Origin of the sequence: Caenimonas terrae (assembly GCF_042655405.1) — a bacterium.
Classification (GTDB): Bacteria; Pseudomonadota; Gammaproteobacteria; order Burkholderiales; family Burkholderiaceae_C; genus Ramlibacter; species Ramlibacter terrae_A.
In genome coordinates, this window is the sequence record NZ_JBHSMF010000015.1 from 332,416 (window position 1) to 349,119 (window position 16,704).

Sequence of the window (16,704 nt, forward strand, 5' to 3'; positions counted from 1 at the left end):
GATGCAGCATTTCGCCAGGCTGTTGCACGCCGCGCTGCTTGCGCTGGCGGCCGCCGGCATGCAGCCGGCCGCCGCTGCCGGCGAGGTCCGTGCGCCCCGGCATGCGAATTTCGAACGCGAGCAGGCATCGCCCGACGCGCGCCACATCGCCGACTGGGCGCTGGACTCGGGCGACAACGCCGGCATGCCCTTCGTGGTGGTCGACAAGGTCCACGCCCGGGTGTTCGTGTTCGGCGCCGACGGCCGGCTGCTGGGCGCCAGTGCCGCGTTGCTCGGGCTGGCCCGCGGCGACGATTCGGTGCCGGGCATCGGCGAGCGCAAGCTGTCCTCCATCCAGCCGCAGGAGCGCACCACGCCGGCCGGCCGCTTCGTCGCCGCCCTGGACAAGAGCCTGGCCGGCGAGGAAATCCTGTGGGTGGATTACGACTCGGGCGTCGCCATGCACCGGGTGATCGCGACCGTGCCGAAGGAGCGCCGCCTGCAGCGGATGGAAAGCGCCTTGCCGCAGGAGCACCGCATCACTTTCGGCTGCATCAACGTGCCGGTCAGGTTCTACGAGAAGGTGGTCAGCCCCGCGTTCACGGGCACCAGCGGGATCGTCTACGTGCTGCCGGAGACGCGCCCCGCGCGCGAGGTGTTCGGCTCGTACGACGTCGGGGCCGGCGCTCCCGCCGGCCGCCAGGGCGGCAGCGAGGCCGGCTCGTCGCGGTAGCAGGTGCAGCAGGCCGCTTCCAGCCCGGCGTGGTCCAGGATGCGGATGCGGCCGCGGCTGTATTCGATCAGCTTGCGGTGCTGGAACGCCGACGCGGCCGCGCTCACCCCGACCCGCCGCACGCCCAGGATGCTCGAGAGAAATTCCTGCGTGATCGAGAAATCGTCCGCCTCGGCGCGGTCGCGCGCCATCACCAGCCAGCGCGCCAGCCGCTCCTCCACCACGTGGAAGCGGTTGCAGGCGGCGGTGCGCGCGATCTGCGCCATCAGCGAGTTCGCATAGGCCAGCAGCGCCTTGCGCAGCGGCGGGTGGCGCGCCATCGCGGCGTCGAAGCGGGCCCGGTCCATCCGCAGGCCGGCGCCGCCGCGCTGCACCAGCGCCCGCATCGGCGAGTGCGGCACGCCGAGCGCCAGCGCGATGCCCACGATGCCTTCGCGCCCCACCATCCCCACTTCCACCGCCAGCCGGTCGCCCACCACGGTCAGCAGCGACACCAGTCCCTCCAGCGGGAAGTAGACGGCGCGGATCGGCTGGCCCGGCTCGTACAGCACTTCGCCGAAGGCCAGCTCCACCGGGGTGAGCTGCTCCAGCAGCTCGCTGGCGACTTTACGCGGCAGCGAGTCCAGCACGAGGTTGCGGGTCGCGGGCATGCTGCATCTTGGTCGGGGGGTGCAACAGCGTCTGTGCGGTGTCACACGCTGGCGCACAATCGCGGCATGCCTTCCGATCCGCGCGCACTGCAGAACCAGTTGCTGGCTGCCCTGCCGGCGGCCGAATTCGAGCATTTCTCCAGCTTGCTCGAGCCCGTGGAGATGGCCGCGGGCGAGGTGTTGTACGAATCGGGCGGCCAGCTGCAGCACGTGTATTTCCCCACCACGGCGATCGTGTCGCTGCTGTACGTGCTGGAGAACGGTTCGACCGCGGAGATCGCGATGGTCGGCAACGAAGGCATCCTGGGCATCTCGCTGTTCATGGGCGGGGAGACCACCCCCAGCCGCGCGGTGGTGCAGCGCGCCGGCCAGGCGTGGCGGCTGCGCGCCGACCTGATCAAGCTCGAATTCAACCGGGCCGGGCCGCTGCTGCGGCTGCTGCTGCGGTACACGCAGGCGCTCATCACGCAGATGATGCAGACGGCCGTCTGCAACCGGCACCACGGCGTCGAACAGCAGGTTTGCCGCTGGCTGCTCCTGAGGCTGGACCGGATGTCGGGCCAGTCGCTTTCCATGACCCAGGAACTGATCGCCAACCTGCTGGGCGTGCGGCGCGAAGGGGTGACCGAGGCGGCCGGCCGCCTGCAGCGCCTGGGGCTGATCCGTTACAGCCGCGGCCGCATCGAGGTGCTGGACCGCGCCGGGCTGGAGCACGCTGCCTGCGAGTGCTACCGCGTGGTGAAGCACGAGTTCGACCGGCTGCTGCCGCCGCCGCCGGCCGAAGCGGGGGCGGGCGGGACTGGCTATCATGGCCGCAGTCCCTGACCGTCCATCCAGCAGTGTTCCAGTTCGCAGCCACCATTCTTGCCGCCATCGCCGCGGCCGCCGGCGCCGGCTTCGCCGCGCCATCCCTTCTCGGCCGCAGTCTCGCCAGTTACGAATTGCTGGCGCTGGCCGCGGCCTGCGGCGTGATGGGCTGGGGGCTGGCGGCGTCGATGCGGCGGCGCCAGCGCAAGCGCATGCTGGGCATGCGCGACTCCGCGCTCTGGTGAAACAGACGCAGCGCGCCCGGGCGTGGCGAAAAATGTCAGTAGTGTGACCAGGCTTGCCATGGCGTGCCCGGTCGCGACAGATCGCGCCCAGAAAAAATCCCTCGCGGCCGCGAGGGCCCCACGAGGGATATGAATGACCGGGCTGAAGAAACTTGCAAAGGGCCCGACCAGGAGAACCTTGAAACAAGCACGCGGCGTGCCATCGAGGCCCTCTTCACAATCCTTTACTTATGACTGACCCCGGCGCCCGCTCCAACTGGCTCGCTTTGGCCGTCACGCTCGCGATCCAGGCCCTGGCGTCGATGGCGGTGCTGACCGCGGCGGTGATGGCACCTGTGGTGGCGAAGGCGCTGGGCGTGTCGCCCACCTACCTGGGCCTGTACATCGCGATCGTCTACGTCGGCGCGATGGTCGCCAGCCTGGCCGCCGGCGCCGCGGTGGCGCGCTTCGGCGCGATCCGGGTCAGCCAGGCCGGGCTGCTGCTGTGCGCTGCCGGCCTGCTGCTGTGCATGCTGCCTTCGGTCTGGACCTTCGCGCTGGGCGGACTGCTGATCGGCCTGGGCTACGGGCCGATCACCCCCGCCAGTTCCTGGCTGCTGGCGCTGACCACGCTGCCGCACCGGATGTCGCTGGTGTTCTCGATCAAGCAGACCGGCGTGCCGGTGGGCGGCATGCTGGCCGGTGCGCTGGTGCCGACCATGCTGCTGCTGTCGGGCTGGCAGGGCGCGCTGGCCGCCGTGGCTGCCGCCAACGTCCTGTGCGCCCTGGGGGCGCAGCCGCTGCGCGCGCAGCTCGATGCCGACCGCGAACCGGGCAAGCCGCTCAAGCTGGGCAACCTGGTGCAGCCGATCCGGGTGGTGCTGTCGCAGCGCCCGCTGGCGACGCTGGCGGCCTGCTCCTTCGTCTTTTCCACCGCGCAACTGGTGCTCACGGGCTACCTTGTCACTTACCTCAGCCAGGTGATGGCCTATGGCCTGGTCACGGCGGGGCTGGCGCTGTCGGTGGCGCAGATCGGCGGCATCGGCGGGCGCATCGTGTGGGGCTACGTCGCCGACCGCGGGCTGGGCGCCAACCGCACCCTGGCGGCGCTGGCCTTCATCATGGCGGCCAGCAGCCTGGCGACGGCGCTGCTGAACACCGGCATGCCGACGCTGCTGGTGTTCGCGATCCTGTTCGTGTTCGGCGCCTCGGCCACCGGCTGGAACGGCGTCTACCTGGCGGAAGTGGCGCGGCGCGCGCCGCCCGGCATGGCGGGCATCGCCACCGGCGGCACGCTGGCCATCACCTTCCTGGGCGTGGTGCTGGGCCCGCCGGTGTTCGGCGCGGTGTCGGCCGCGATGGGCAGCTTCCGCTACGGCTACGCCGCGCTGACGCTGCCGGTGCTGCTGTGCGGCATCGTGCTGGTGCGCAACCGCAAGGAGCGCCTCGCGGCCTAGCGCTGCGGCTCCGGCGCCGGCGTTTCAGGCGGGCTCTCGAAGCGCACCGAGGGGCTGCCGCGCGCCGGCTGCGCAGGCGGCTCGCCGGCCGGCTCGGGCCTCTGCTCGCGCCGGTCCTCTCGCGGCGCGACGCTGATCGCGTTGCCCGATGCCGAGCCGATCGAGGGCGTGCCCAGCGCGGGCGCGCCGACCACGAACGGGCCCTCCGGTCGGTCGTTGCGCGCCGGCGCGACCTCGATCTGGCGCTGGACCGGCCGCGGCTGCTGGATCTCGAAGCCGCCGTTGGCGCCGGACGTGGCGCCGCCGCCGCCGGGCATCACGCGCACGATCTCCGAGCCCTGGTACTCCGAGGGCACCACCGTGGTGTCGACGCTGGCGGCGCCGGTGGCCAGCCTGGGCTGCGCCTCCGGTTCCGGGGCGGCCGTGTCCGGTGCCGCGGCCGAGGCCGGCAGCGCCGCCTGCGCCGCTTCGCGCTGCTCGAACAGGTTGTGGAACCAGTCGTTCATCTTGCCCAGCGCATCGGGGCCGCCGGGATCGGCCGGCGGCGCGCCGAAGCGCAGCGCGGGATCCACCAGCTTGGCCTTGATCGCCTGCTGGAACAGCTCGCCCACCATCGGCAGCGCGCTGTGCGCGCCCTGGCCCCAGGAATCGGCCATGGTGATGCGGTTGTCGTTGAAGCCGGCCCAGGCGCCCGCCACCAGGGTGGGGCTCATCAGGATGAACCAGCCGTCGGTGTTGTCCTGGGTGGTGCCGGTCTTGCCGGCCACGTCGGCCTTGATGCCGTAGCGGCTGCGGATGGCCATGCCGGTGCCGATGTCGACCACGCCGCGCATGGCATCGATCAGCGTCAGCGAGGCGCCGACCGACAGCGCCGGCTCGGGCGGGGCGGAGCGGAACTCCTCCAGCGGCTTGCCGTGCCGGTCCTCGATCCGCAGCACCACCATCGGCTCGATGTAGTTGCCGCCGTTGGCGATGGTGCCGTAGGAAGACACCATTTCCTTGAGCGTCACCGGGCTGGTGCCCAGCGCCAGCGACATCACCGGGTCCAGCTTGCTTTGCCGCACGCCCATGGCGCGGGCCAGCGCGGCGACGCGCTGCGGGCCGACCTTCTGCATCACCTGCGCGGTGATGGTGTTCTTCGAATAGGCGATGCCCTCGCGCAGCGTCATGGTCTTGCCGCTGGGCGGCACGCCGTCGCTGGGGCGCCAGACCACGCCCTTGTCGATCGGGATCTCCACCGCCTGGTCGACGAAGGTGTCGCTGGCGCGGGCGCCGGCCTCGAAGGCCGCGCCGTAGACGAAGGGCTTGAAGGTGGAGCCGGGCTGGCGCCGCGCCATGTAGACGTGGTCGAACTGGTCCTGCGCGAAGTCGGGGCTGCCGACCCAGGCCCGCACTTCGCCGTTGCGCGGGTCCAGCGCCAGGAAGCCGGCCTGGATCCGCAGCTTGTCGTCCTTGAGCGACTGGATGAAGGCGCTGTCGGCCTGCAGTTGCTTGATCGCTTCCGCGTCGCTGCGGCCCTCGTCGCGCGCCTTCTTGTACGGCGCGGATTCGCGGATGAACGCGGTCAAGGTGTCGCGGCTCCAGGGCGAGCGGCGGGCGTCGGCCAGCGCCTGCAGCGCCGTGGTCTGGCGCTCCACCGCCTGGTTGGCCATCGCCTGCAGCCTTGAATCGATGGTGGTGCGCACCACCAGGCCGTCGGTGTAGATGTTGTAGCCCTTGCGGTCGGCCCAGTCGATCAGCCAGCGGCGCAGCTGCTGCGCCAGGTGCGGCGCCGGGCCCAGCGGCTCGTTCTGGCGCTCGAAGTCGATCTTCAGCGGCTGCTTCTTGAGCGCTTCGTATTGCGCCGGCTCCAGCTTCTTGTCCTTGACCATCTGCGCCAGCACCGTGTTGCGGCGCTGGGTGGCGCGCTCGGGGTTGATCACCGGGTTGTAGTAGCTGGTGCCCTTGAGCATGCCGATCAGCGTCGCGCTTTCCAGCACGTCGAGCTTGTCGGCCGACTTGTCGAAATAGGTGCGGGCCGCCATCTCGATGCCGTAGGCGTTGTACAGGAACGGGACGGTGTTGAGATAGGTCTCCAGGATCTCCTTCTTGGAGTAGATCGCCTCGATCTTCAGCGCCGTGATCGCTTCCTTGATCTTGCGGGTGAGGGTCTGGGAGCGGCCGATCTCCTCCGGGTACAGGTTGCGCGCCAGCTGCTGCGTGATGGTGGAGCCGCCCTCGCGATCGCCGCTCAACGTGTGCACCGCGGCCGACAGCGTGCGCGTGAAGTCCATGCCGTGGTGCTCGTAGAAGCGGCGGTCCTCGGTGGCGACCAGCGCCGCCAGCACGTTGGGCGAGATGTCGGCCAGCTTGACCCAGTCGCGGTTGGCGCGCTTGAACATCGCCAGTTCCTTGCCGTCGGCCGACATCACGACCGCCGGCGCTTCCGACTTGGACTTGCGGATGTCGCCGATGCTCGGGGTGAACGGGATCAGCGCCAGCACGTACAGCAGCACCAGCAGCGGAATGATCGACAGCAGGATGCCGGCGCGCCGGACGTGGCCCTCGGGCAGGCGGTTGTACAGGGCGATGGCGCGCTCGCGCGCGCGGTCGAGGAAGGCCGTGCTCATGGCTGGACGTGATGGGTCATTGGGCTCTCCGGTAGCTCATGCGTGAGCGTAGGCTGCAGGCCCGCGCCGGCCTGTAGGACGGCGACGCGCGGGCGGGGGAAGAAAACCGCGCTTCGACGCGCGGCGCGTGCTAGGCCGCGGGCGGCCGGTAATACATGGGCAGCACCTGGCGCACCACCGGGCCTTCGCGGTCCCAGGACATGCACTTGCCGAGGAAGTACGGCGTCGGCGCATCCGGGTCGCGCTGCTCGCCGCGCGCCTCGCGCTGGCGGGACAGCTCGATCGGGATGGTCTGGAAGGCCGCGGTCGCGACGTTGAACAGCAGCTCGCGCAGGTGGGTGCAGCCGGCCACGCCGCCCATCGCCCCTTCGATCGCTTTGCGCCAGCCGGCGCCGAGCGTCGCGCCCACCAGCTTTTGCACCGGATCGGTCGCGTTCTGGCAATAGCCGAAGGGCGCGGCGTCCATCGCGGTCTCGATGGCGCGGATGGTCAGGGCATCGTCCACCGTCACGCGCACCCGCATGTGGTGGATCGCGCCGCCGGCCGGCAGCGCGCCGCGCTCGTGCATGTGGATCGCGTCGCTCTTGCTGTCGATCAGTTCGGCGTCGATGTCGAACAGGCCGTCCTCGCGCAGGAAGCCCTCGAAGCTGATCTTGCGGGTGTGCAGCGGTCTGCGGGCGGCGGGTACGGGAAGGGGCATGCCCCGATTTTAGGGAGCGGCGCTCAAACCAGCCGGCGCAGGGGCTTGTGCTTCCAGACGCCGTAGAAATAGAGGGCCTGCAGCGTCAGGCCGATCAGGTAGGTGCTGGGGTGCGCCATCCAGATGCCGGGCAGTCCGAACACGCGGTTGAAGGTCCAGCCCAGCGGAAACAGCACGAAGGCCAGCAGGCTGAGCGTGATGGCGGTCGGCACCAGCACCGTGCCGCTGGCGCGCATCACGCCGAAGAACACGCTGCCCAGCCCGAGCAGCACGGCGCCCCACACCGAGATGTGCAGCAGGCCGGCCGCCAGCAGCACGACCTTCGGATCGGTGATGAACAGGCCGACGATGTGCGGCGCCAGCAGCGCCACCAGGATTGCGAGGCCGCCGGTCAGCGCGATGTTCATGCCCAGGCCGACCCGGGTGACGGCGTCGAGCCGCTCCGGGCGCCCGGCGCCGATGGCCTGCGCCGCCAGCACCGAGGCCGTGATCGAGATCGACATCGCGGGGAACATGACGTAGGCCGTCACCTGGCCCACTGCGCCCCAGGCCGCGGTGGCCTGCGAGCCATGGCTGTTGACGATGCTCACCAGCGCCAGGTCGGCCAGCGAGCTGGTGATGAAGAACAGGCCGGTGGGAATGCCCAGCCGCACCACCGGCCGCAGCAGCGCCGGCTCGATCCGCCAGTGCGCCCCGAACCGGCGATCCGGCGCCAGCGGATGGCCGGTGCGCCGCAGGTGCCACACGATCCACGCCAGCGACAGCGCCGTCGCCGCCACCGTCGCCCAGGCGCCGCTGGTGATGCCCAGCGGCGGCAGGCCGGTCCAGCCGCGGATCAGCGCCGGCGTCAGCACCAGGATCACCGCCGACGAGATCAGCAGCGACAGCAGCGGCGTGACCGTGTCGCTGACGCCGCGCAGCACGGAGGCGGTGAGGATGGAGACGAACAGCAGCGGCAGGAAGGCCATCATCACGCGGGCATAGGCGATCGCGTCGGCCAGCACGTCGGCCGGCGTTCCCAGCAGCCGCAGCAGCGGCCCGGCCAGCAGGAAGCCGAGCACGCCGATCGCCGCACCCAGCAGCGCACCGGCGCAGACCACGGTGCCGGCGATGGCGCGCACCCTTTCGATGTTGTTGGCGCCCCAGGCCTGGCCGGCCAGCACCGAGGCGCCCGAGCCCAGGCCGATGACGAAGGCGACGAACAGCATCAGCAGCGGCGTGAACGAGGCCACCGCCGCCAGCGCGCCGATCCCCAGCATCCGGCCGACGTAGGCGGTGTTCAGCGTGCCCGACAGCGCCTGCAGCATGTTGGTCAGCACCAGCGGGCCCAGGAACACCCCGAAGGTCTTCCAGAGCGGGCGGTGGCTGGCTGCGGCGGGCATCGAGCGAACGAGTATGCATGAGCTGCGCACGGGGCCTTAGACTGGCGGGCAATGCAAACCAGGAGCCCTGCATGACGGTCGACACCCTCCCCATCGATGAAGCCATCCGCGCGAAACTGCTCGGCGTGGCCACCGGCACCCTGACGACGGTGCTGCTCAAGAAAGGCCTGCGCAACGTCTGGCTGCGCGGCACCATGCCGCTGGCGCCGGGCCAGCCGCGGCTGGTCGGGCGCGCCTTCACGCTGCGCTTCGTTTCCTCGCGCGAGGACCTGGCGACGCCGGCCTCCTGGGGCTCGCCCATCTCCACCCGCGCCGCGATCGAGGCGATGGCGCCCGGCGTGATCGCGGTGGTCGGCGCGATGGGCGTCACCGACGCCGGCATCTTCGGCGACATCCTGTGCGCGCGCATGAACAAGCGCGGCGTCGCCGGCCTGGTCACCGACGGCGTGGTGCGCGACATCGAGGGCGTGCTCGGCACCGGCCTGCCGGTGTGGTGCCAGGGCACGGCCGCCCCCGCCTCGGTCAACGGCCTGACCTTCGTCGGCTGGCAGGAGGCGATCGACTGCGGCGGCGTGGCGGTGTTCCCCAACGACGTGATCGTGGTGGACCGCGACGGCGCGGTGCTGATCCCGGCGGCGCTGCTGGAAGCCGTGACCGACGCCGCCGTCGAACAGGAGCGGCTCGAAGGCTGGATCATGCGCGAGGTGGAGCAGGGCGTCCCGCTGCCGGGCCTGTATCCGCCGAATGCCGAGAACCAGGCGAAGTACGACGCCTGGGCGGCGAGCCATCGAACCTGAGACGGATACCGGACGCAGAAAGCGCAGAAGACGCAGAAACAGAAGACAGCAGGATCGAGATCAACCTTCATCCGGTTTTCTTCTGCGCTTTCTGCGTTGCTTCTGCGTCTTCTGCGTCCTTGACTTCCGGCTTCCTGACTTCCTGACTTCCTGACTTCATCACCATCGGAGAAAGACATGGCAAGACTGCCCTATGCCGACCTGAACGCCGCCGAGGCCAAGCCGCTGGTGGACCGCATCGTCACCGAGCGCGGCAGCGTGCTGCACCTGTACCAGATGCTGCTGCACAGCCCGCCGGTGGCGCAGGGCTGGCTGGCTTACCTGACCGCGATCCGCCAGAAAAGCAGCGTGCCGCCGGCACTGCGCGAGCTGGTGATCATGCGGGTGGCGATCATCAACGGCGCCCCCTACGAGGCGGAGCAGCACGCGCCGATCGCGCTGAAGGAAGGCGTCACGCAGGATCAGCTCGACGAGCTCAAGGTCTGGGAGCATTCCAGGCGCTTCACGCCGCAGCAGCGCGCAGTGCTGGAGCTGACCGACGGCATGACCAGGAACGTGCAGGTGCCCAAGACGGCCGTCGCGACGGTGCGCGAGTTCCTGGACGACCGCCAGGTGGTGGAGCTGGTGGCCACCATCGGCGCCTACAACATGGTTTCGCGCTTCCTCGAGGCGCTCGACATCCATTCGGACGACGAGCGCAGCTGATCACGCCGTTTCGGCCAGGCCGGCGGCGCGCCGCACCTCGACGCGGATCTCCTCCGTCAGCCGCGCCTTCAGTTCCATGAACACCGGCGTGGTCTTGACCGAGTAATGGCGCGGATGGGCGATCGGCACCGGCAGGTCGCACTTGATGCGGCCGGGCCGCGCGCTCATCACGACCACGCGGTTGCCCATGAAGATCGCTTCGTCGATGTCGTGCGTGACGAACAGCACCGTCTTGCGTTCCGCCTCCCAGATGCCCTGCAGCAGCTCCTGCATCAGCTCGCGGGTCTGGTGGTCCAGCGCGCCGAAGGGCTCGTCCATCAGCAGCATCCGCGGCCCGTTGGCCAGCGCGCGGGCCAGTGCGGTGCGCTGCTGCATGCCGCCGGAGAGCTGCCGGGGAAAGTGGTTCTCGAAGCCCTGCAGCCCCACCTTCGCGATGAAGGGCTGGGCGATGGCTTGCTGCTCGGCTTGCGCCAGCCCCTGTTCGCGCAGGCCGAAGCAGACGTTCTGCAGCACCGTGAGCCAGGGGAACAGCGTGTAGCTCTGGAACACCATCCCGCGGTCCGGCCCCGGGCCCGTCACCGGGCGACCGTCCAGCGCGATGCTGCCGGTGGTCGGCGTGTCCAGCCCCGCCACCATCCGCAGCAGCGTGCTCTTGCCGCAGCCCGAGGGCCCCAGGATGGTGATGAAGTCGTTCTCTTCCACCGCCAGGTCGGTGGCCTGCAATGCCACCGTCCCTCCGCTCGCGCCGGGGAAGGTCTTGGAAACGCCTTGGATGTCGAGGATTGTTCATGAGTCAAGAAGGCAAGGACGCAGCAGACGCAGAAGCAACGCAGAAGACGCAGAAAGGTCCAGGAGGAGGATTGAATTCAAACTTCATTCGGTCTCCTTCCGCGATTGCTGCGTCGCTTCTGCGCTTTCTGCGTCCGGTATTCGTATTCATCGTCCAAGCTGCGCCCACGGAAACAGCCAGCGGTTGAAGAGCTTGAGCGCGTAGTCGGTGACGAGCCCGATCAGGCCGATGACGATGATGCCGAAGATGATCTGGTCGGTGGCCAGCAGCGCCTGGCTGTCGGTGATCATGTGGCCGATGCCCGCCGACGCGCCGATCAGTTCGGCGACGATGACGTAGGTCCAGGCCCAGCCCAGCACCATCCGCAAGGTTTCCGCGATCTCGGGCGCGCTGCTCGGAAGCAGCACCCGCACGACCACGCCGCGGTCGGCCGCGCCCAGCGTGTAGGCGGCCTCCACCAGGTCGCGCCGCGTGTTGCCGACGCTGACGGCGATCATCAGCACCAGCTGGAAGAACGAGCCGATGAAGATCACCGCCAGCTTCTGCGCCTCGCCGATGCCGGCCCACAGGATCAGCAGCGGGATGAAGGCGGAGGCCGGCAGGTAGCGCGCGAAGCTGACGAAGGGCTCGAAGAACGCCTCCACCGGCTTGTACGCGCCCATCAGCACGCCCAGCGGCACGGCCAGCACGGCGGCGATGGCGAAGCCGCCGAACACCCGCCACACCGTCCAGCCGATGTCCTTGACGAAACCCTGGTGCGCCAGCAGGTCGTAGCCCGAGCGCACCATGGTCAGCGGATCGGCCAGGAAGGTCTTCGAGACGATGCCGCCGAAGGTGACGCCGGCCCACAGGGCGATGAACAGGATGAAGAAGGCAACCCCCAGCGCGATCCGCGCGCCGGGAGCCACCGGTTGCAGCGGCCGCACTTAGTTCAGGAAGCGGGTGTCGGCCAGCTTGCCCATGTCCGGCAGGCTCTTGATGATGCCGGCCTCCATCAGCAGCTCCGCGGCTTCCTTGCTGAAGGCCGCGTGCTCGCCGGCGAAGAACTTGGCGTTGGCGGCGCGGTCCTGCCAGCGCAGGTACTTCGACGAAGCTTCGAAGGCCTCGCCGCTTTGCTTGACGTCGGCGCCCATGATCTCGAAGCTCTTCCTGGGCTCCTTGTGGATCATCTCCACCGCCTCGAAGTAGCTGTCGGCCAGCGCCTTGGCGGCCTTGGGGTTCTCGGCCAGGAACTTGGGCGTGCAGCCGAAGGTGTCCATCACCATCGGGTAGTCCAGCGTGGTGGCGATGATCTTGCCGGCTTCCGGCTTGGCCCGCACCGCGCCGAGGTAGGGCTCGTAGGTCATCGCGGCATCGACGCCGGCGGTGCCCGCGATCATCGCGTTGGCGGCGGCCTGCGGTTCCAGGTTGACCACCTTGACGTCCTTGGTGGACAGGCCGTTCTTCTTGAGCATCCAGGCCAGCGCGAAGTAGGGCGAGGTGCCCGGCGCACTGGCGGCAACCGTCTTGCCCTTGAGGTCGGCGATCTTGTTGATCCCTGGCTTGACCACCATGCCGTCGGCGCCGTAGCTCTTGTCCAGCTGGAAGATCTGCGTCGTCGCCACGCCGTTGGCATTCCACACCACCCACGTCTCCACCGTCGTGGCCGCGCACTGCACGTCGCCCGAGGCGATCGCCAGGTGCCTGTCCTTCTGCGGGATCTTCTTGATCGACACGTCCAGGCCGTGCTTCTTGAAGATGCCGGCTTCATTGGCCAGGGTCAGCGGCGCGAAGCCGGTCCAGCCGGAAATGCCGATGGCCACTTTGGTGTCCTGGGCGTTGGCGGCGGCGCAGGCCAGCGCGACGACGGTGAGGGTCAGCAGTTTCTTCATCGTGGTTCTCCGTGAGGGGGTTTCAAAATGTTATGCAGGCTGCGTGCCAACCGCAATGCGGGCTTGTCCGGTCTAATGGAGCTTTGGTCCAGCCGTCGATTCCGTCATGCAGCAACTCCGTTTCATTTCCCGCGTGCGCCTGCTGGCGCTCGCCATCCTGCTGGTGTCGCCTGCGCTGCGGGCGCAGGGCGTGGTGCCAGAGATCACCGCCGGCATCCCGGCCCAGGTCGAGGGCCGCTGGTGCGGCGCCGGGTTCCTGAGCGGCACCATCCTGGACCTCATCCAGCATTACCAGGACTTCGAAGGCATGCTGATGCGCGGCGACCGCAAGCGCCCGGTGGACGGCCGCATCGAAGGCCGGATCCTGCGCACCTCGCGCGAGAGCTCGGGCCGCGCCGGCGAACTGGTGCTGGAACTGGATGGCGACCGGCTGCGCATCGTGCGGGCCGGCGGCCCCTTGCGGCCGACGCAGGGCATGTCCTTCGTGCGGGCCGGCGGCGGCGACGGCTGCTGAGCGTTTCATGCGAGCCTGAGCGCCAGCAGTTCGGGGATCTCGGCCTCGGTCGCGTGGCCGATGGCGCCGGATGACACCAGCCGGTGCACGGCCTCGATCTCGCGCGCCAGGCTGCGGTCCTGCATCATCGCCGGCGACACGCTGCGCAGCAGCCGCATGACGTTCTCCAGCGCCGGCGCGCTGCGCAGCGGCCGCAGGAACTCGACGCCCTGCGCGGCCGCCAGCGACTCGATGGCCACGATGTGCGCCGTGTTGCGCAGCATCGGCTGCAGCCGGCGGGCGGCGAAGGTGGCCATGCTCACATGGTCTTCCTGGTTGGCCGAGGTCGGCAGGCTGTCCACGCTGGCCGGATGCGCCAGCGACTTGTTCTCGGAAGCCAGCGCCGCCGCCGTCACGTGCACGATCATGAAGCCGGAGTTCAGGCCCGGCTCGGGCGTGAGGAAGGGCGGCAGCCGCGACACCGCGGTGTCCACCAGCATCGCGATGCGGCGTTCGGCGATGGCGCCGATCTCGGCGATCGCCACCGCCAGCGCGTCGGCCGCCAGCGCCACCGGCTCGGCGTGGAAGTTGCCGCCGGAGAGCAGCGAATCCTGGGTTATCGTCGCGCCGGCGAACACCAGCGGGTTGTCCGTCACCGCGTTGGCCTCGCGCACCAGCACGGCGGCGGCGTAACGCATCTGGTCCAGGCAGGCGCCCATCACCTGGGGCTGGCAGCGCAGGCAGTACGGGTCCTGCACCCGGTCGTCGTGCTCCAGGTGGGACCGGCGGATCTCGCTGTTGGCCATCAGCGCGCGGTATGCGGCCGCGCATTCGATCTGCCCGGGCTGGCCGCGCACCGCATGGATGCGCGCGTCGAAGGGTCCGTCGCTGCCGCGGGCGGCGTCCAGCGTGAGGGCCCCGGCGATCACCGCCGCCTCGAACACGCGCTCGCTCGCCAGCAGCGCGTCGATCGCCAGCGCGGTAGAGACCTGGGTGCCGTTGATCAGCGCCAGGCCCTCCTTGGCCGACAGCCGCAGCCGCTGCAGGCCGGCCTGCTGCAGCGCGCGTGCGGCCGGCATCCGCTCGCCCTGGTAGAACACTTCGCCTTCGCCCACCAGCGGCAGCGCCAGGTGGGCCAGCGGCGCCAGGTCGCCGGAGGCGCCGACCGAGCCCTGGCAGGGAACCATCGGCAACAGGTTGCCGTTGTGCAGCGCCAGCAGCGCATCGACCACCTCCTCGCGCACACCCGAGTGGCCGCGGGCCAGGCTGGCGGCCTTGAGCAGCAGGATCAGGCGGACCACGCGCGGCTCCAGCGGCTCGCCCACGCCGACCGCGTGCGAGCGCAGCAGCCGCAGCTGCAGCGTGGCCAGGTCCTCGTGCGCGATCCTCGTGCTGGCCAGCTTGCCGAAGCCGGTGTTGACGCCGTAGACCGGCGCCTCGCCCTCGGCCGCGCGCCGGACCAGTTGTGCAGCGGCGCGGATGCCGGCGCGGAAGGTTGGGTCCAGCGCCGCCGGCGCCGGATCGGCGCAGCACAGGCGGCGCAGCTGCGCCAGCGTCAGCGCGCCGGGGACGAGGACCTCTGTCATTGCTCCGGTCGCCCTGCGCTTGTCGAAGGGCGGAGCATCGGCAGGTTCAGCCCGTGTTCGCGCGCCGACGCCATCGCGATTTGGTAGCCGGCGTCCGCATGCCGCATCACGCCGGTGGCCGGGTCGTTCCACAGCACGCGCGCGATCTTCTCGGCCGCTTCCGGCGTGCCGTCGCAGACGATCACCACGCCGGCGTGCTGCGAATAGCCCATGCCGACCCCGCCGCCGTGGTGGATGCTGACCCAGGTGGCACCGCTGGCGGTGTTGAGCAGCGCGTTGAGCAGCGGCCAGTCGCTGACGGCATCGCTGCCGTCCTGCATGGCTTCGGTCTCCCGGTTGGGCGAGGCGACCGATCCGCTGTCCAGATGGTCGCGGCCGATCACGATCGGCGCCTTCAGCTCGCCGCTGGCGACCATCTCGTTGAAGGCCAGGCCGGCCTTGTCGCGCTCGCCCAGGCCGATCCAGCAGATGCGGGCCGGCAGGCCCTGGAAGCTGATGCGTTCCCCCGCCATGTCCAGCCAGCGGTGCAGGGCCTTGTTCTCGGGGAACAGCTCCTTCATCCTGGCGTCGGTCTTGCGGATGTCGTCCGGGTCGCCCGACAGCGCCACCCAGCGGAACGGCCCGACGCCGCGGCAGAACAGCGGCCGGATGTAGGCCGGCACGAAGCCGGGATAGTCGAAGGCGTTGGCCACGCCGAAGTCCTTGGCCACCTGGCGCAGGTTGTTGCCGTAGTCCACGGTGGGAACGCCCATGGCGTGGAATACCAGCATCGCCTTCACGTGGACCGCGCACGATTCGCCGGCCGCCTGCGTCAGCCGGGCGTGCTGCGCCGGATCCTTCTGCGCCGCCTGCCATTGCTCCACGCTCCAGCCGATCGGCAGGTAGCCGTTGATGATGTCGTGGGCCGAGGTCTGGTCGGTCAGGATGTCCGGCTTCATGCCGCCGATCCGGGCGCGCCGCACCAGCTCCGGCAGGATCTCGGCGGCGTTGCCGCACAGGCCGATCGACACCGCCTCCCGGCGCCGGGTGTGGAAGCCGATCAGGTCCAGCGCTTCGTTCAGGTCCCGCGCCTGCCGGTCCAGGTACTTTGTGCGCAGGCGGAAATCGATCCGCGACTGCTGGCATTCGATGTTGAGCGAACAGGCGCCGGCGAAGGACGCCGCCAGCGGCTGGGCGCCGCCCATGCCGCCGAGGCCGGCGGTGAGCACCCAGCGGCCGGCCAGCTCGCCGCCGTAATGCTGGCGTCCCGCCTCGACGAAGGTTTCATAGGTGCCCTGCACGATGCCCTGCGTGCCGATGTAGATCCAGCTGCCGGCCGTCATCTGGCCGTACATCATCAGGCCGGCGCGGTCCAGTTCGTTGAAGTGCTCCCAGGTGGCCCACCTGGGCACCAGGTTGGAGTTGGCCAGCAGCACGCGCGGCGCACCGGTGTGGGTGCGGAACACGCCGACCGGCTTGCCCGATTGCACCAGCAGCGTCTCGTCTGGCCGCAGCTTGCGCAGCGAATCCAGGATGGCGTCGAAGGCCGGCCAGTTGCGCGCCGCCTTGCCGATTCCGCCGTACACCACCAGTTCATCCGGGTTCTCGGCCACGGCCGGGTCCAGGTTGTTCTGGATCATCCGGTAGGCGGCCTCGATCTGCCAGTTGGCGCAGCTCAGCTGCGTGCCCTGCGGCGCCCGCACCGGGCGCGCCTTGCTGTCGGAAAACGGGGCTTGCGATCGGTCCGCCATGGCGCGCTCCTGCGTTGATGCGGCAAATCGTAGTTGTCTATACAACTCGTGTCAATCCGGGACTTATCGGAGACGTCCGCGCACGCCAGGGCTGCGGTACGTCCCGGCCGGCAGCCGTGCCAACCGGCGGGCCAGAAGAGCCAACCGCTCCCTTGTCTATACAACTTGGCCGGCATCGGCTAAATTCGCCG

16 protein-coding genes are annotated in these 16,704 nt (G+C 69.8%); 7 read left to right on the top strand and 9 right to left on the bottom strand.

Annotated features, from left to right (window positions below; genetic code table 11):
• Nucleotide 1 precedes the first annotated feature (1 nt).
• A complete protein-coding gene (locus tag ACFPOE_RS23585) occupies nucleotides 2-712 on the top strand; it encodes a hypothetical protein (RefSeq protein WP_376852791.1) in 711 nt (236 codons plus the stop codon).
• Here ACFPOE_RS23585 and ACFPOE_RS23590 read toward each other — a convergent pair.
• Nucleotides 601-1,362, bottom strand: coding sequence for a Crp/Fnr family transcriptional regulator (locus tag ACFPOE_RS23590; RefSeq protein ID WP_376852792.1), 762 nt, complete (start codon nucleotides 1,360-1,362; stop codon nucleotides 601-603). The two genes, ACFPOE_RS23585 and ACFPOE_RS23590, sit on opposite strands and share 112 nt — an antisense overlap.
• A gap of 66 nt (nucleotides 1,363-1,428) precedes the next feature.
• Here ACFPOE_RS23590 and ACFPOE_RS23595 point away from each other — a divergent pair, with 66 nt between their 5' ends.
• The 3 genes from ACFPOE_RS23595 (at nucleotide 1,429) to ACFPOE_RS23605 (ending at nucleotide 3,850) form a co-directional block, all read left to right on the top strand.
• A complete protein-coding gene (locus tag ACFPOE_RS23595; RefSeq protein ID WP_376852793.1) occupies nucleotides 1,429-2,187 on the top strand; it encodes a Crp/Fnr family transcriptional regulator in 759 nt (252 codons plus the stop codon).
• Between the two features lie 14 nt (nucleotides 2,188-2,201).
• Nucleotides 2,202-2,414 carry a hypothetical protein gene (locus ACFPOE_RS23600; RefSeq protein WP_376852794.1) on the top strand — a complete coding sequence of 71 codons (213 nt, stop codon included), beginning with the start codon at nucleotides 2,202-2,204 and terminating at the stop codon, nucleotides 2,412-2,414.
• 230 nt (nucleotides 2,415-2,644) lie between these two features.
• A complete protein-coding gene (locus ACFPOE_RS23605) occupies nucleotides 2,645-3,850 on the top strand; it encodes an MFS transporter (protein WP_376852795.1) in 1,206 nt (401 codons plus the stop codon).
• Here ACFPOE_RS23605 and ACFPOE_RS23610 read toward each other — a convergent pair.
• The 3 genes from ACFPOE_RS23610 to ACFPOE_RS23620 form a co-directional block, all read right to left on the bottom strand.
• Nucleotides 3,847-6,459, bottom strand: a complete 2,613-nt coding sequence (locus tag ACFPOE_RS23610) for a penicillin-binding protein 1A (RefSeq protein ID WP_376852796.1) — start codon at nucleotides 6,457-6,459, stop codon at nucleotides 3,847-3,849. The genes ACFPOE_RS23605 and ACFPOE_RS23610 overlap by 4 nt on opposite strands.
• 130 nt (nucleotides 6,460-6,589) lie before the next feature.
• On the bottom strand, nucleotides 6,590-7,159 hold the full coding sequence (locus tag ACFPOE_RS23615; protein ID WP_376852797.1) for a DUF2889 domain-containing protein: 570 nt from the start codon (nucleotides 7,157-7,159) through the stop codon (nucleotides 6,590-6,592).
• Between the two features lie 23 nt (nucleotides 7,160-7,182).
• Complete coding sequence (locus tag ACFPOE_RS23620) at nucleotides 7,183-8,541, bottom strand: MATE family efflux transporter (protein WP_376852798.1); 1,359 nt, start codon at nucleotides 8,539-8,541, stop codon at nucleotides 7,183-7,185.
• A 71-nt stretch (nucleotides 8,542-8,612) separates the two neighbouring features.
• Between ACFPOE_RS23620 and ACFPOE_RS23625 the strand changes: the two genes are divergently transcribed.
• A complete protein-coding gene (locus ACFPOE_RS23625) occupies nucleotides 8,613-9,338 on the top strand; it encodes a ribonuclease activity regulator RraA (RefSeq protein ID WP_376852799.1) in 726 nt (241 codons plus the stop codon).
• A gap of 177 nt (nucleotides 9,339-9,515) precedes the next feature.
• A complete protein-coding gene (locus ACFPOE_RS23630) occupies nucleotides 9,516-10,043 on the top strand; it encodes a carboxymuconolactone decarboxylase family protein (RefSeq protein ID WP_376852800.1) in 528 nt (175 codons plus the stop codon).
• On the opposite strand, the gene ACFPOE_RS23635 is transcribed toward ACFPOE_RS23630, so the two are convergent.
• The 3 genes from ACFPOE_RS23635 to ACFPOE_RS23645 form a co-directional block, all read right to left on the bottom strand.
• On the bottom strand, nucleotides 10,044-10,826 hold the full coding sequence (locus ACFPOE_RS23635) for an ABC transporter ATP-binding protein (RefSeq protein ID WP_376852859.1): 783 nt from the start codon (nucleotides 10,824-10,826) through the stop codon (nucleotides 10,044-10,046).
• Nucleotides 10,827-10,979: 153 nt separating this feature from the next.
• Nucleotides 10,980-11,759, bottom strand: coding sequence for an ABC transporter permease (locus ACFPOE_RS23640; RefSeq protein ID WP_376852801.1), 780 nt, complete (start codon nucleotides 11,757-11,759; stop codon nucleotides 10,980-10,982).
• The gene (locus ACFPOE_RS23645; protein WP_376852802.1) at nucleotides 11,760-12,704 is read right to left on the bottom strand and encodes an ABC transporter substrate-binding protein; all 945 of its coding nucleotides are present in this window, start codon (nucleotides 12,702-12,704) and stop codon (nucleotides 11,760-11,762) included.
• Between the two features lie 106 nt (nucleotides 12,705-12,810).
• Here ACFPOE_RS23645 and ACFPOE_RS23650 point away from each other — a divergent pair, with 106 nt between their 5' ends.
• Complete coding sequence (locus ACFPOE_RS23650) at nucleotides 12,811-13,218, top strand: hypothetical protein (protein ID WP_376852803.1); 408 nt, start codon at nucleotides 12,811-12,813, stop codon at nucleotides 13,216-13,218.
• Between the two features lie 5 nt (nucleotides 13,219-13,223).
• Here ACFPOE_RS23650 and hutH read toward each other — a convergent pair whose 3' ends face one another.
• Complete coding sequence (gene hutH / locus ACFPOE_RS23655) at nucleotides 13,224-14,783, bottom strand: histidine ammonia-lyase (protein WP_376852804.1); 1,560 nt, start codon at nucleotides 14,781-14,783, stop codon at nucleotides 13,224-13,226.
• A complete protein-coding gene (hutU, locus tag ACFPOE_RS23660) occupies nucleotides 14,780-16,513 on the bottom strand; it encodes a urocanate hydratase (RefSeq protein ID WP_376852805.1) in 1,734 nt (577 codons plus the stop codon). The genes hutH and hutU overlap by 4 nt, the downstream gene beginning before the upstream one ends.
• Nucleotides 16,514-16,704: the final 191 nt, after the last annotated feature.